Below are 14,343 nucleotides of genomic sequence, written 5' to 3'. Positions count from 1 at the left end.
CAAACTAGCCGATAGCCTGTCAGCTAAAACTACGCCTCTTTCTTAGTCCTGGTCTGCTGGATGATTTTCTCAGCAATGCTGGCCGGGACCTCTTCGTACTGGGCGAAGTCCATTTTAAAGTGGCCGCGGGCCTGGGTGATGGATTTCAAATTAATGGCGTAACGGTACATCTCGGCCAGGGGTACCTGGGCGCGGATAACCTGGTTTTTACCCTGGGGTTCCATACCCAGGATACGGCCGCGGCGGCTATTTAAATCCCCCATGATATCACCCATGAACTGTTCCGGTACCGTTATCTCCACGTTCATGATGGGCTCCAGCAGCACCGGCTTCGCCTGCTCCACGGCTTTACGAAAAGCCAGGCCGGCGGCCACCTTGAAGGCCATTTCCGAGGAGTCTACCGGATGGTAGGAACCGTCGGCCAGGTTGACCTTGATATTGGTTACCGGGTAACCGGCCAGAATACCCTCCTGCATGGCTTCCCTGATGCCCTTTTCTACTGCCGGAATATACTGGCGCGGTACGGCCCCGCCGAAGATACTCTCGGTGAATTCAAATTCCTGCTCCGGCAGGGGTGCCATGTCAATAAAGACATGGCCGTACTGGCCGTGGCCCCCGGTTTGTTTTTTATGCTTGCCTTCAATATGATTGACGGCGGCCCGGATGGTTTCCCGGTAAGGCACGGTAGGGGTGCTCATTTCGACTTCGACGCCGAATTTCCGCTGCAGCCGCTCCAGGGTAATATCCAGGTGGGATTCGCCTATCCCGGTAAGGATGGTTTCCCTGGTTTCGGTATTCTTGCTCAAGCGGAGGGTCGGGTCTTCCTCCAGCAATCGTGCCAGGGCATTGCTTAGTTTATCTTCATCGCCCTTGCTCTTCGGTTTGATGGCTACCGGTAGGGTGGGCTCCGGAAAGTCGATGCCTTCCAGGCGTACCGGGGCGGCTTTGCTGGTCAGGGTGTCCCCGGTGGTAGTAACCTGGAGCTTGGCTATGGCGCCGATGTCCCCTGGTTTCATCTCCGTCACCGGCAGCTGGTTTTTACCCTGGAGGGAAAAGAGCTGGCCGATTTTTTCTTCGCTTTCCCGGTTGACATTATAGACTGTGGAGTCGGACTTCAAAACGCCGCTATAAACCCGGAACATACTTAATTTGCCGACATAGGGATCAGCGATGGTTTTAAAGACCAGGGCGGCCAGCTTTTCCTGTTCCAGGGTGGCGGCATCCTTACCGGCTGTATCTACGGGCGAGGGCAGGTAATTAACGATGTAGTCCAAGACGGGCTTGACGGCCATATTCTTCAGGGCCGAGCCGCAGAGTACGGGGATGACCTTGCCAGCGGCCACAGCCTTCTTCAGGCCGGCGCGGATTTCGGTAGGGCTGAGCTCTTCGCCATCCAGGTACTTCATTAACAGTTCATCATCGCCCTCGGCGGCGGCTTCCACCAGGGCTTCCCGCAGGCTAGCAACCTCATCGGCATACTCTGCCGGGACCGGGGCCTCCTGTTCACTACCATTATCATAGGTAAAAGCTTTCAGGTTAAGGATATCAATAACGCCGGTAAAGCTTTCCGCCGCCCCCATGGGTAACTGCACCGGAACGATATGCCCGCTGAGTTGCTCCCGCATGGAATCCACGGCTTTGTGGAAATTGGCATTTTCCCGGTCCATTTTATTTATATAAGCAATCCGGGATAGCTGGCGTTTATCGGCCTCTTCCCACACCACTTCTGTCTGGACCTCTACCCCGGCCACGGCGCTCACTACCACCAGCAAGCTATCTACAACCCGTAAAGCGCCTACTACATCGCCAAAGAAGTCACTATAACCGGGGGTATCCAGCAGGTTTATCTTATGATCTTCCCACTCGGCTACAGCCAGGGAAGAATTGGTCGTCACCTTGCGTTTAATCTCTTCGGGAAGGTAATCAGTTACGGTATTGCCCTCATCGACGCGCCCCAGGCGCTTGGTGGCTCCGGTATTATACAGCAGGGCCTCGGTAAGGCTGGTCTTACCTGTACCACCATGGGCGGCAATGGCTACATTGCGGATACTACTACTGGGGTAAACCTTCATTAAAATTAACCCTCCTCATCCTTCTTCAGTTAACAAAAGCTTAATCTAACAGGTTATATATTTGCCTTCCCTTCGAAAAAATCCTCTTTTTCCCGCGAAATATTTTTACCGTTTTAGTTACTACTTTTCCCCAGAAATGGTTCTTCTAAACATTACCTTGTCAGCATAAGCATAATAGGACGAGGGGTGAAACTATGGCCACAACATCCATCTGGCAAGGGGCCGCTGTCTTGATGCTGGCCAGTTTATTAAACCGCATCTTAAGCTTTGGCTATCGCATGCTGGTGGTGCGCTATATCGGCGCCGAAGGCATGGGCCTCTACGAAATGGTTTTTCCCTTTTATAGCCTGGTGCTGATGGTGGCCACGGCTGGGGTACCTGTAGCCCTGGCCAAACTAACGGCCGAGAGGGTGGCCCTGAGACAGTGGGGACAGGTACGCAGTGTCTTTCGCCTCTCCCTCTTCTTCTTGACGGCCAGCGGCCTGCTGGCGGCCCTGGTACTTTGGCGGCTGGCCCCGGTACTAACGGGGAAGATGTTTGCCGATAGCCGGGTTTACCAGGCCTTTATGGTCATGCTCCTAGCCTTGCCGGTGGTTTGTGTTTGCTCGGCCTTTCGGGGATATTTTCAAGGATGGCAGCTAATGCGGCCGGTAGCCCTGGCCCAGGTCATAGAACAATTCGTCCGGGTTAGTGCCGGCCTCTTCCTGGGTATCTATCTGCTACCCTACGGGGTTGCCATGGCTGCTGCCGGTCTGGCGGCTGGTATGGTCTTGGGAGAGGTGGCGGGACTGGGAATCAGCATTTTAATCTTTAACCTGGCCCGGCCCTATCATGATCTCGCTGATGACCAGGCGAACTCCTTACGAGCCGATATCTTACCCCTCACCCATCTGGCTATTCCGGTAATGCTGGCTCGGGTGACCGGGGGTATTATGTTAACTCTAGAAGCCCTGCTTATTCCCCGCCAGCTCCAGGCCTGGGGGGTTACCATTAGTGAGGCCACGACCATTTACGGCCAGTATGCCGGCATCGCTTTTACGCTAATCTACCTACCCATGGTCATCACCGTCGCCCTGGCGATAGCCATGGTCCCGGCTATCGCCGAAGCCCGGGCTATTGGGGATTGCGAATTTTTAAATAAACGTTGTCGCCAGGCCTTAAAACTGACTATTTATAGCAGCCTGCCCTTTGCCATTGCCTTTTATCTCTTTGCGGCCCCGATCTGCGACCTGGTTTTCGCTACTCCTGGGGCCGGCATATCCTTGAAAGTCCTGGCCTGGGGGTGTATCTTTATCTACCTGGAGCAGACTACAGTCGGTATCCTGAACGGCCTGGGGGCCATGTCTACCATCCTCGGGACGACCCTGGCCGGGGGGATTGTCGACCTCCTGGGGATCTATTATTTGACACCGCTCATGGGGATTACCGGCGCGGCCCTGGGGGTCAACCTGGGGGCCGCCGTTACGGCCATCCTGAACCTCCTGGCCCTGGCCCGGCTGACCGGTTTTCGCCTGGATTTCCGGACCTTTATTTACTGGCCAGCGATAGCCGGGGCGGGAATGTTCTTGGGAGCATCCCTCCTCTGGACGCTGCTGGCGGCAGCACCGGAGTTATGGCGCCTCCTTCAGTCCCTGGCAGGCAGCGGCCTCCTCTACCTATTGATCCTTTTAGGAGGCGGGGCAATAACCCCCGGGCATTTTTACCTCTTCCCCTGGCCGGGCCAGAGAAATGGTAAATAACTGGCCAGTTCTTTTTGAAAAGCGTAATTGGTTAAATCAAGCTGCAGGGGGGTGAGGGAGATCAGGCCCCGCCCCAGGGCGCCGATATCGGTGTCGGCTTCCTGGTCCAGGTCCGCCACCTCCCCGGCCAGCCAGTAGTAAGCCCGTCCCCGGGGGTCCAGGCGACGGGTCACCGTGTTGAGGTAGCGGCGCCGCCCCAGGCGGGTGATGGCTATACCCTGGATATCTCCCTCCGGCAGGTAGGGAATATTAACATTCAACAGGGTACCTTCGGGGAGGCTGCGATCTATTATGGCTGTCACCAGGCGGCCGGTAAAAGCGGCGGCAAAGGAGAAATCCAGCGGGCCCTCGCCGGCCAGGGATACCGCCAGGGAAGGACGGCCGTTAATGCAGCCCTCGATGGCTCCGGAGACGGTACCAGAATAAAGGACATCCGTACCCAGGTTACCCCCCAGGTTGATGCCGGAGACTACCAGGGCTGGTTCCTCATCCAGGAGGGTATCCAGGGCCAGCTTAACGCAATCAGCCGGGGTACCATTGATGGCCAGGGCCATTTCTACCGGCCCTTCCCAGGGGACTGCAGTAGCCCGCAGGGGTTTATGCATGGTTATCCCGTGGCCAATGGCGCTGCGTTCCTTCTCAGGGGCGACCACTGCTACTTTGCCTATCTGCGCCAGGACTTTGCTTAAGGCTTTAAGACCCGGAGCGTAGATACCGTCGTCGTTTGTGATCAGAATAAGCAAGATTACACCTCATAAATGGACATGATCATGTTCCGGCCCCCGGCGTCTTTGGCCAGGCCGAACATGAGGTGATATTCCTTCAGGGTCTTATTCAGCAGATCGACAACCTTATAGAGTTCATCGTTGCTGGTAAAGCTCCGGGTAGCCAGCAAGCGCATAGAATCCTTCCTTTCTTAATGTTTCCTACTCTTTTTATCCTGCCCGGGGTCAGCCAGGCCCCAGGCGCGATTATAGCAACTGGCGGCAGTAGCCGTATCCCCCAGGGCCTCGTGCAGGGTCCCCAGGAGCTGCCAAGCAGGCCGGTATTCCTGGTAAAGGTGCAGCGTTTCCTCCAATACCGACCGGGCTGTGACCAGATCACCGGTTTTGATTAAACAGGTGGCGTAGTTATACCGGATCTGGACCTCTCCGGGTTTAAGGCCCAGCGCCCGGGCATAAAAGGGTACGGCCAAGTAGGCCTTGCCCAGGGCTTCTAGGCAGGACGCCGCGTTATTCAGAATCGAGATATCTCCGGGTAAGAGGCGTAAGGCTCTTTCGAAATAATCAATGGCCTCCGGCCAGCGATGGCAGCTGGCCAGGGCGGCGGCCAGGTTACCGATAATTTCGCCATCGGTTGGTGCCAGGGCCGCAGCCTGGTAGTAGAAGGGCAGGGCTTCCAAGGATCGTTCCATCTGGACCAGGCAGGCACCAAGGTTATTCAGGAGATCGACATCTTTGGGTGCCCGCGCCAGGGCCCGGCGGAAACAGCGGTAAGCCTCCGCCCACTGCCCCAGACGCTGGTGGCAGTAGCCATTATTGATCAGGATGTCTTTATTGCGGGGATCCAGCTTTAAGGCCTTCTGGTAACAGGCCAGGGCTGCCTGGATTTCCCCCAGCCGCAGGTAACAGTAACCCAGGTTGTTCCAAAGATTGGGATAGCGCCTCCGCAGGTGCAGGATTTCCTCATAAAGGATGGCAGCTTCCCCAAAGCGCTCCTGCTCCATCAACCGCCATGCTTGTTCCTCCAGCGGTACATCTACCTGACGCACGAAGGTTACTATCCCCCGGCCGCGGCTGCAAGTCGGATTCTGGACAGGACCGGACATTACTATCGCTCCCTTTCATATCCATCCTGTCCGTAATTTTCGCCCTCCTCTATGACAATTCCTCCCATATATGCCAAAAATCGTACGTCAAATACTGTCAGGCTCCGACCGTTCTTTGCTTTTGGCGGCACATTCCCGACAGTATCCGTAAAATTTCAATTGGTGGTCGGTAATTAGAAAACCGGTTTTCTGGGTGAGTATATTTTCCAGGGATTCTAGTAAATCAGCGTCAAACTCCTGAACCCGGCCGCATCCCAGGCAGATCATGTGGTGGTGGTGATGGGCCTCGTGCTGGCCGAGTTCATAACGGGTGCGGCCGTCACCGAAGTTGATCTTGGTCAAGACGTCCAGGTCGGCCAGGAGTTCCAGGGTCCGGTAGACGGTGGCCAGGCCAATGTCGGGATGCTGGCCCTTAACAATACTAAAAACATCCTCAGCACTCAAGTGTTCTGTGGCATGCTCCAGGAAGGTTTTAAGGATAATCTGGCGCTGGGGCGTCACCTTGTACTCTGATTGTTGGAGTTTTTGACAGATGGCATTGAGCTTATCTTCCATTTAAAATGCCCCTAACTTCTGCCTGGGGCCAGGGTCTCGGTAACCCCCTGGCCTGTCAGAGTCAATTCGGGCTGAGTAGCAATCTTTAGTTCACCCCGGTGGCGGCAGTATAGGCTTCTAGCCTGCAACCGGGAAGGCGCCCTGGTAGCCAGGACCACGGGGTCCTTGAGGTTCAACGCGGCCGGGGGCACAACACCGGCCTGGAGGCTTAGCTCTACAGGGAAATCAAGGCCGTTTTTGTTTTCCTGTTCATAAACCTGAAGGGTCAGGTTACCACTGGATACTGGCTGCTGCCCTTCCCGGGCCAGGTACAGGGCGGTTATCTCCTGGCCGCTGTAGAGACGGTTGCCCCGGAAAGCCGCCCACAGAAAGATATAATCGCCGGCGTAAAAACGGCCCAGGTAGGCCCCGGCCATAGCTTCGTCCAGGGGGAAGTTATAGCGGCGGTGATCGTGGTAACCATTACCCTGGAAGCTTCTCCTGTCCCCTGCCACCGCCAGGGTACCGCTGACCCGGGCCCGGGGAACGGGAATCATCCAGATAAAATATTTATTTCCCTTCTCGCCATAGTTAATCCGGCCGCCTCCGGGTTGCCAACCGGCCAGGAGGGGTTGATATTTCAGGTCCAGGTTGATATCCCCTTCCAGCCACTGCAGGAAGAAATACTCCCCTTCCTGGCGGGCCCGGACACCCCCGGCCTGTAAATCCAGGTGGGAGGAGGCAGCTGTAAAGGGAACAGTTATTTCCCTGGTAACGGCCTCCTGGCCGGGCCAGGAAAGGGTCAGCCGCGCCCGGCCCTCATGGTCGTAGACTGTCACCTGGACGCTGAGATAGGTGCCATCTGCGGCTGTAGCTTCAAAGAGCCAGCTCTCTTCTTCACCGGGCTGCCCCTGGTAGGCATCTGCAGCAGGGGTCAGGGGTTGATCAGGTATGGCGTTGAAATCGGTATCCTGCCAGAAGGAAAAGGTACTCTCACGCATGTAAACCCACTCCTTTCATTCACCCAGGGTATCCCATTTACCACAGCGACTGCCCCAGCGGGCGATTAACTGACCATCGGTTTCGATATTGACGATCTCACAAAGGTTAGAACACCCCTGGCAGACAAAACTTCGGGCCTGGTAATCCTCCTCGGATACCTCGAAGCCCTTGAACTTTGTCCCCGGGTGTTTAGCTACGTAATCCCGGGCCAGGAGGGCGGCCCCCAGGGCCCCCATAACGGGAAAATGGCGTGGGACCAGGATCTCTTCCTGCAGGGCCCGGGCGAAGGCCGCCCGGATGCCGGCATTGGCAGCTACGCCGCCCTGGAAGACGATGGGCGGCAGGATCTCCTTACCCTTGGCGACGTTATTCAAGTAGTTACGTACCAGGGCTTCACAGAGGCCACCGATGATGTCTTCTGTATTGTGCCCCATCTGCTGCTTATGAATCATATCGGACTCGGCAAAGACGGTACACCGGCCGGCGATGCGCACTGGGTTGCGGGACTGTAAAGCCATATCCCCGAAGTTTTCAATGGGGACCCCCAGGCGGGCTGCCTGCTGGTCCAAGAAAGAGCCCGTACCGGCGGCGCAGACGGTATTCATGGCAAAGTCGGTGACCACTCCCTGGCGCAGGATAATAATCTTGGAGTCCTGGCCGCCGATCTCCAGGATGGTCTGGACTTCCGGCACTTCTTGGCGGGCGGCCACGGCGTGGGCGGTAATTTCGTTCTTGACAATATCGGCACCGATGATGGCTCCGGCCAGGGTGCGGCCGCTGCCGGTGGTACCGGCGCCGTTGATGATAATATCCTTGGGCAGGGTAGCCGCCGTCTGGCGCAGGCCGTCCTTGACGGCCTGGATGGGCTGGCCGCGAGTACGTAAATATAAGCTGTTTAAAACCTCTCCGGTCGCAGTAATGACCACCACATTGGTGCTGACGGAACCGACATCAATACCCAGGTAACAGGGCTGCATGGCTTTTGGCCTCCATCTGCTCGCGACGCTGGCGTAAGAGATCAACAAAGGCTTCCAGGCGGGTTTCAACCCCGGCCCTACCTGTTTGTTCATCGATGGTTAGGCTCAGGACCGGTATGTTAAAATCACGGCTCACCCGGGGCAGGATGCTCTTGGCTACAATCTCTGGGATGCAGGTGAAGGGAGCCAGCTGGACAACGCCGTCGAAGCCGTGTTTGGCGTAGAGGATGGTTTCACCGATACTGTTCTGGCCGTGGCCGCCGATAAACTGGTTGAGGTAAGGGTGGGCCGCCTGGCGGACATCCTCAGTGCCGTGGGCGAGGACATCAGTTGTCGTATAGTTGGTCAGGTAAATGGAGCGGTTGGTAATGGCACCCATCTCGCCCAGGGTTTTTTCAATATCCTGGTTCATAAAGGGCTCCAGCAGGACGTAAATCTCTCCGACAATACCAATTCGCAGGGGCCGGCGGTTGTTATCCCGGGGCACAGCTTGAAAGACTTCCCGGCACTCCTCCCTGGTGGCGGCTATTTCTTTAAGGCTCCGCGCACGGTCAACAAGGGCCAGACACTCTTTAAAGGTGCGGGTAGTTGTACCCCGTTGGAGCTCGTAGGGGCGGGTAACGGTGGCCAGTTGCTCCAGTTCATCTAGGAGCCGTAGTTTAGCCCAGGCCCGGCGGATGACGTCGATAAAGGCCGGCCAGGAGAGATGGGCTTCTTTGAGGACCCGGCGTAATTTCCAAAAGAAGCTACCCAGCCCCGTCAGGGGGGGATCAAAGATAAAAATTTCGAAGTTATACCCTAGGTTGCGGAGGATTTTTTCGTGCAGCAGGCCATACAGACCGGCCCGGCAGGGCCCCACCCCGCCCGAGGTAATGATCATCTCAGCGCCCCGGTTGAGGACCTCCAGGTAGGTGCCCAGGACGGTTTTAAAGGGAATACAGGCAAACTCAGGGGCGTACTGGACCCCCAGGTCCAGGGTGGCCGGGCTGGGGTTGGCCGGGACAATGGCCTCGAAACCCATATCCTCTACCAGCTGTTTAAACCCTAGGTAAGAATAGCCCATATGGGCAAAGGATACCTTTTTCACCTATTCCCCCTCCTTTGCAAAAGCATATCAACAAAGGCCTCCAGCCGGGTATTCACGCCGGCATCCCCGGTTTGTTCGTCGATACAGATGGACATAAAGGGGAGCCGGCCATGGGTATAATGGCGGATATCCAGTTCCATAATCTTATCCACCATGGCATCGGGACCGCAGCCAAAAGCAGTCACGTGGATGATGCCGTCGAGATCGCCCTGCCGGAGATAGTAGCTGGTGGCCCCGACGACCAGGTTGGAAAAGTGCCAGAAGAGCCGCCGCGGGAGGTGCCGGCTTAACTGGTAAAGGCGATCCGGCGGGACCATTTCCAGGGTCTGGATATTAACCCCCATTTTTTTCAGTTTGGCGATGATGTTTAGGCTAATGTAACCATCATATACCTGGTAAGGGTAACCAAGGACGGCCAGATTCAGGGCTCCAGGTTGCCGGGCCGCGGGTTCCACCGGTTCGCCCCGTAGTTTGGCCAGGGCCTGAAGGGGTAGATAACCTTTGAGGAGTAGCCCCTGAAAGGCTTGCTGGTGGCGAGTGCCCTCCCGGTAAGCTGCCCAGGCTGCCCGGCCGCTGAAACCAAGGATTTCAGCTACGCCCCGGCAGGTAGGCCATAAACCCCACAGGTTACGGCCGACATCGACCTGCAGGTCGATGAGGGGTGGCAGGTTGCTTAAGGTGGCCCGCACCATATCCGGTAACCCCAAGAATTTGGGGCAAAAGGTGGCGTGCCGGTTGATCCTGACCATACGGGGGATAAAAAGAGCGTCGACTTTATCCTTGAGGGCCAGGACATGGCCGTGATAGAGCTTAATGGGAACACAGGCATCGGCTACCGCTTCCCGGGCACCGTCATCCAGGATGGCCTTGGTCGTCGGCGGTGAGGTAACGACCTCGGCGCCCAGGCGATTAAAATAGGCTTGCCAGAAGGGAAAATGGCTGTAATATATCAGGGCGGTAGGAAAGCCGATATGTAGGGACAAAAGTTTCCCCTCCTGCTGAACTCTCCTGCCCTAAATTTCGACGTCTATTAAAAAAAACCTGCCAGGTTAGTGAAAGAGGCAGGTATTTTCTCATTACCCCGGGCATAGGGATAAGTTGAAAAGAGTTCAGGGAGGTATCAACTTGCCGCGAGCCATCTTAACAGGCCTGTTATGGTCCCTTTTAACCGGATTATTGCTAGCACTGGTGGTGGGGTTGCTCCTGTACTTTACACCCCTTTCCGAAGGCCTGCTGCCGCTGTTAGCCAGTATTATCCTGGCCCTGGCCGTCTTTGGCGGCGGCCTGCAGGCGGCCCGGCTGGCCGCCGCCCGGGGTTTTGCCCAGGGAATGGGAGTGGGGCTCTCCTTTTTCCTGGTAATCCTGGCCCTGGGCTGGACTAACGCCCCCCTGCTCCTGGCGCCTGCTGCTAAAAAGCTGGGCCTCTGCCTGCTGGCCGGGGCCATGGGTGGCGTGGCCGGTATGGCCGGGAGGTAGTCTAATGGCCATAGATTGTAAAGAGCCAGTAAAGTATCCCTCCGGCCAGGAGGCCCAGGCCAAAAATCAGGCGAAAGCGGGGACTGCCGGGCGGGGTAAATCCTCCGGGCCAGAGGGCCTGATTTTTTTTATGGTTACAGGTGAGCATCCTTTCCCCCCTGTTCTTCAATGGTCTGGATCTTCCAGCGGCCTTGCTGGTTTAAAAGGAGGATCTTCTGGGGGAGGGAGATGGTTCCCTTGTTCTGGGCGACCCATTCGGCGTTGCCCCGGGCCCAGGCCGTACCGGCCTGGAGGTCAACCGCCTGTTCCTTGATTAAAAAGAAGACAAAACGCAGGGAGGGATCCTGCTGCCTGAGACTTTGCAACTGCTGGATAAAGGGTTTGCTGTTAAGGGCAGCCTGCAATTCGGGGCTTGCCAGGGACCGGCAGGCTTCTTCCCTGCCCTCGTCCAGGGCCCGGTAAAAATCGTAGATTACAGCGAAGGGTTGGGCCTGTTGCCGGGCAGCGGCCGTTGCCGGCAGGGCCGGTTCACTACCGCGGTACCCGGAGAAAAGGGGAAACCACCACCAGGTTAAACCGATGCCCAGGATTAAACCGGCAGCAAAGTACTTCCAGGTACGCATCTGCCCCACCTCCATGGTTAATTTTAGTTAGGGTGGGGTGCTTTTATGCTAAAAAAGAAGAGAGGTTGCCCCCCTCATTCCTGGTGCAGTACTTTTTTCAACAGGCGTTTAAGGAAAGACGGCAGGGGGATGAAGTACACCCGCATCTCGGTCACCTCACTTTTAACTTGCCTCCCTAACTATACTATTAAGGCGGCGGGTAAAAAGTGCATGACAGCCGCCAATCAATTTGCAAACCAGGCCGTGATCCGGGCGGGAGCCGCGGCGGGTTCTACTTCTGCCAGGGTTACCGGCGGCAGGGATTGGATGAAGTAGCGGCCGTAACGCTGGGAGAGGAGACGCCGGTCGAGGACTACCAGGACACCCCGGTCGCTGGCCCGGCGGATGAGGCGGCCAAAACCCTGGCGGAAGCGGATAATGGCCTGGGGGAGACTCAAGGTGGCAAAGGCGTTCTGCCCCCTGGCAGCCAGGTGCTCCGTGCGGGCGGCCATGATGGGCTGGCCTGGCGAAGGAAAAGGCAGGCGGGGGATGATGACACAGCGCAGCAGGTCACCTGGCAGGTCGATGCCCTCCCAGTAACTGCTGGCTCCCAGGAGGACAGCCCGGGGGGTTTGGCTGAACTCTTCCAGCAACCGGGAACGGCTGCCATCGATGCCCTGGGCCAGGACCGTGTAGCCGTTGCCAGCGAGGCTGGTGCTTAATAATTCATAGATCTCCCGTAAAAAACGATGGGAGGTACAGAGAATCAGGGAGCGACCGTCGACGGCGGGACAGACGGCGGTTAAAACGGGCGCAATAGCCCGGGCGTAGTCGGCATCCCTTAACTGGCCGGGATTGGGCAGTCCCTTGAGGGCACAGACCAGGGCCTGGGACGGGTAGTCGAAGGGCGAGGCTACCTGACAACTGGTGACCCGCTCCTCTGGTAGTTCCTGCAGGCCCGTTTGTTGGTGGTAAAAAGTAAAGCTGTTATTAACAGCCAGGGTAGCTGAGGTTAAAATGACTGCCTGCTTACGGGAGAAGAGGAGCTCAGCCAGCAGGGGCCCGATCTCCAGGGGAGCGGACCGCAGGATATACTGGTCATGGCTATTCTTCTCTACCCAGCCGATTGTTGTATCCGGGTCGGCGTCGAGGATTTGACCCAGATCATAGCTGTATTGGGCTACTGTATCACCAAAATTGGCGGCATCGGCGGCCATCTCCGGGGCGCCGGCGGCATCGAGCAACTCAGAGAGGCGTTTCAGGCGGCTGGCCAGGCCGCAGAGGTTTTCTTCCAGGTTACCGAAGGCTACCAGGAGGTTATCCCAGGCCGGGGTTTCTTTGAGATGGTTGGTAAAGCGCAGGGTATAGCCTGTTTCTTCCCAGCGGGCGGCCTCACTCAACCGTCCCAGGTTAACCCAGAAGCTTTGCCACCCAGCCAGGGTGGCATTTATAGTTATATCCATATCCCCCAGGAATTGCAACAATCCCTGATTTCCTTCCGGCGGCAGGCGGCGGGTGAGATGCCGGGCCCGGCCCATAAAGGTGAAAGGCTGGTCCCCCTTTCCCAGGCGACGAAAGAAGAACTCACAGGCCGCCTGGCTGACGTTGCTGCCCAGGTGCTCGGTAGCCGCCTCTTCCAGGTGATGGGCTTCATCGATGATCAGATAGGGATAATCGGGCAGGACCTGGTTGTTTAACCGGACATCGCTCAGTAGAAGGGAGTGGTTGAGAATCAGGATATTGGCTCCTTCGGCCTGCCGGCGGGCGACATTAAAGAAACAGCCTTCGTTAAAGGGGCAGGAGCTACCGGCACAGGTTTCGGCATCGGCAGCCAGGGCAAACTTAAAGCCTTCTTCCTCGGGGGTGAGTTTCATTTCACTCCAGTCGCCGCTGGTTGTCAGCTGTAACCAGCGTAAAACCCTGAGGGCCAGGAGACGCCCCTCCTCCCCGACGGAGGGATTGGCCTGAAAGTCCCGCAGTTTACGTCGACAGAGATAGTTACTGCGACCCTTGACCAGGGCGGCTTTAAAGGTAAAGGGCAGGATCGCCCGCAGCCGGGGCAGGTCCTTTTCCCAGAGCTGTTCCTGCAGGCTGATGGTGTGGGTGGCAATGGCCACCCGCTTTTGCTGGCTGCAGGCCCAGTAAATGGCCGGCAGCAGGTAAGCCAGGGACTTGCCCGTACCCGTGCCCGCCTCCACTGTCAGGTAGTGGTTATCGGCCAGGGCTGCGGCCACGGCCCGGAGCATGGCCACCTGCTGGGGCCGGTACTCATAACCGGCAATATGGCTGGCTAGGAGACCATCGGGAGCCAGCATTGTAACCAGGTCATCGACATTAAAATCCGGGACGGATCCAGGGTGCGGGGACGAACCTGCGGCCGGGGCGAAGAGGCCGGCTGCAGCCACCTCATAGTGGTTGGCCGGGGCTTCTCCGGTCAGGGCGGCCTGGAACCAAGGCTGTAAACCGGGCGGGGCCAGGGCTAAAAAGTTGGTCAAGAGGTTACGATCCAGAGCCCGAGTGGCCTCCCAGAGAGCCTCCAGGAGGCGGGCCGTAGTCAAGGCGTCAGCCAAGGCCCGGTGATGCCCGGTGGCCTCGAGGCCCAGATGCTGGCGCATATAATCTAAACGATGGGAAGCCAGGCAGGGAAAGAGAATCCGGCTAAGGGTCAAGGTGTCCAGTAAAGGCGCATGCCAGTCTCGGCTCAGGACCGGGTTCAGGAAAGCCAGGTCGAAACTGCCGTTATGTGCGGCTGGTACAGCTTTATGGCATAATTCTAGCAACCCCGGTAAAACCTCAGTCAGGGGCGGCGCCTGGTGGACCATGGCATCGCTGATGCCGGTGAGCCTCTCAATGGCCGGGGGGATAGGGCGGCCAGGGTTAACCAAGGTTTGAAACTGGCCGGTGATGCCCCCCTCTTCCAGGCGGACGGCGGCAATCTCGATTATTTTATCCCGGGCCGGATCGAGGCCGGTAGTTTCGACATCCAGGACGACGTATGTCTGGGGGAGCATTGCAGTACACTTCCT

The 14,343-nt window shown here is 57.3% G+C and carries 14 protein-coding genes; 2 read left to right on the top strand and 12 right to left on the bottom strand.

The window, feature by feature from the left end:
- Positions 1–29: 29 nt before the first annotated feature.
- Positions 30–2,072, bottom strand: coding sequence for an elongation factor G (gene fusA / locus SDD30_RS02655; RefSeq protein ID WP_434073386.1), 2,043 nt, complete (start codon positions 2,070–2,072; stop codon positions 30–32).
- 194 nt (positions 2,073–2,266) lie between these two features.
- Here fusA and SDD30_RS02650 point away from each other — a divergent pair, with 194 nt between their 5' ends.
- Positions 2,267–3,811, top strand: coding sequence for a putative polysaccharide biosynthesis protein (locus SDD30_RS02650; protein ID WP_434073385.1), 1,545 nt, complete (start codon positions 2,267–2,269; stop codon positions 3,809–3,811).
- Here SDD30_RS02650 and surE read toward each other — a convergent pair.
- The 8 genes from surE to SDD30_RS02610 all read right to left on the bottom strand — a co-directional run bounded on the left by surE (position 3,772) and on the right by SDD30_RS02610 (position 10,222).
- A complete protein-coding gene (gene surE / locus SDD30_RS02645) occupies positions 3,772–4,554 on the bottom strand; it encodes a 5'/3'-nucleotidase SurE (RefSeq protein WP_434073384.1) in 783 nt (260 codons plus the stop codon). The two genes, SDD30_RS02650 and surE, sit on opposite strands and share 40 nt — an antisense overlap.
- A 2-nt stretch (positions 4,555–4,556) precedes the next feature.
- Positions 4,557–4,712 (bottom strand): YpmA family protein, encoded by a 156-nt coding sequence (locus SDD30_RS02640; RefSeq protein WP_434073383.1) that lies wholly within the window; start codon positions 4,710–4,712, stop codon positions 4,557–4,559.
- Positions 4,713–4,727: 15 nt separating this feature from the next.
- Entirely contained in the window at positions 4,728–5,639 is a 912-nt protein-coding gene (locus tag SDD30_RS02635) for a tetratricopeptide repeat protein (RefSeq protein ID WP_434073382.1), read from the bottom strand.
- A gap of 87 nt (positions 5,640–5,726) precedes the next feature.
- Positions 5,727–6,194, bottom strand: a complete 468-nt coding sequence (locus tag SDD30_RS02630) for a Fur family transcriptional regulator (protein ID WP_434073381.1) — start codon at positions 6,192–6,194, stop codon at positions 5,727–5,729.
- An 11-nt stretch (positions 6,195–6,205) separates the two neighbouring features.
- Positions 6,206–7,174 (bottom strand): hypothetical protein, encoded by a 969-nt coding sequence (locus SDD30_RS02625; protein WP_434073380.1) that lies wholly within the window; start codon positions 7,172–7,174, stop codon positions 6,206–6,208.
- Positions 7,175–7,189: 15 nt separating this feature from the next.
- Positions 7,190–8,152 (bottom strand): acyl-CoA dehydratase activase, encoded by a 963-nt coding sequence (locus SDD30_RS02620; RefSeq protein WP_434073379.1) that lies wholly within the window; start codon positions 8,150–8,152, stop codon positions 7,190–7,192.
- Entirely contained in the window at positions 8,127–9,239 is a 1,113-nt protein-coding gene (locus SDD30_RS02615; RefSeq protein WP_434073378.1) for a 2-hydroxyacyl-CoA dehydratase, read from the bottom strand. Before SDD30_RS02615 ends, SDD30_RS02620 begins: the two co-directional genes overlap by 26 nt.
- Positions 9,236–10,222, bottom strand: a complete 987-nt coding sequence (locus tag SDD30_RS02610) for an acyl-CoA dehydratase activase-related protein (protein ID WP_434073377.1) — start codon at positions 10,220–10,222, stop codon at positions 9,236–9,238. Before SDD30_RS02610 ends, SDD30_RS02615 begins: the two co-directional genes overlap by 4 nt.
- A 142-nt stretch (positions 10,223–10,364) precedes the next feature.
- On the opposite strand from SDD30_RS02610, the gene SDD30_RS02605 reads away from it, so the two are divergent.
- Positions 10,365–10,715, top strand: a complete 351-nt coding sequence (locus SDD30_RS02605) for a TIGR04086 family membrane protein (protein ID WP_434073376.1) — start codon at positions 10,365–10,367, stop codon at positions 10,713–10,715.
- A 1-nt stretch (position 10,716) separates the two neighbouring features.
- Here the strand turns inward: SDD30_RS02605 and SDD30_RS02600 are convergent, their stop codons facing one another.
- The 3 genes from SDD30_RS02600 to SDD30_RS02590 form a co-directional block, all read right to left on the bottom strand.
- A complete protein-coding gene (locus SDD30_RS02600; RefSeq protein WP_434073375.1) occupies positions 10,717–10,863 on the bottom strand; it encodes a hypothetical protein in 147 nt (48 codons plus the stop codon).
- On the bottom strand, positions 10,850–11,338 hold the full coding sequence (locus tag SDD30_RS02595) for a hypothetical protein (RefSeq protein WP_434073374.1): 489 nt from the start codon (positions 11,336–11,338) through the stop codon (positions 10,850–10,852). The genes SDD30_RS02600 and SDD30_RS02595 overlap by 14 nt, the downstream gene beginning before the upstream one ends.
- 224 nt (positions 11,339–11,562) lie before the next feature.
- Entirely contained in the window at positions 11,563–14,328 is a 2,766-nt protein-coding gene (locus tag SDD30_RS02590; RefSeq protein ID WP_434073373.1) for a helicase C-terminal domain-containing protein, read from the bottom strand.
- Between the last annotated feature and the right edge of the window lie 15 nt (positions 14,329–14,343).

It is taken from the genome of Moorella naiadis (nom. illeg.), assembly GCF_051020825.1.
Classification (GTDB): Bacteria; Bacillota; DSM-521; order Neomoorellales; family Neomoorellaceae; genus Neomoorella; species Neomoorella naiadis.
The sequence above is the reverse complement of the archived record's forward strand: the minus strand, read 5'-3'. Positions and strand labels throughout refer to the sequence as shown.

Bases quoted from the DNA above. Each gene is read 5' to 3' on its own strand.
- fusA (WP_434073386.1), bottom strand. From the start codon at position 2,072: ATGAAGGTTTACCCCAGTAGTAGTATCCGCAATGTAGCCATTGCCGCC.
- SDD30_RS02650 (WP_434073385.1), top strand. From the start codon at position 2,267: ATGGCCACAACATCCATCTGGCAAGGGGCCGCTGTCTTGATGCTGGCC.
- SDD30_RS02640 (WP_434073383.1), bottom strand. From the start codon at position 4,712: ATGCGCTTGCTGGCTACCCGGAGCTTTACCAGCAACGATGAACTCTAT.
- SDD30_RS02635 (WP_434073382.1), bottom strand. From the start codon at position 5,639: ATGTCCGGTCCTGTCCAGAATCCGACTTGCAGCCGCGGCCGGGGGATA.
- SDD30_RS02630 (WP_434073381.1), bottom strand. From the start codon at position 6,194: ATGGAAGATAAGCTCAATGCCATCTGTCAAAAACTCCAACAATCAGAG.
- SDD30_RS02625 (WP_434073380.1), bottom strand. From the start codon at position 7,174: ATGCGTGAGAGTACCTTTTCCTTCTGGCAGGATACCGATTTCAACGCC.
- SDD30_RS02620 (WP_434073379.1), bottom strand. From the start codon at position 8,152: ATGCAGCCCTGTTACCTGGGTATTGATGTCGGTTCCGTCAGCACCAAT.
- SDD30_RS02600 (WP_434073375.1), bottom strand. From the start codon at position 10,863: ATGCTCACCTGTAACCATAAAAAAAATCAGGCCCTCTGGCCCGGAGGA.
- SDD30_RS02595 (WP_434073374.1), bottom strand. From the start codon at position 11,338: ATGCGTACCTGGAAGTACTTTGCTGCCGGTTTAATCCTGGGCATCGGT.
- SDD30_RS02590 (WP_434073373.1), bottom strand. From the start codon at position 14,328: ATGCTCCCCCAGACATACGTCGTCCTGGATGTCGAAACTACCGGCCTC.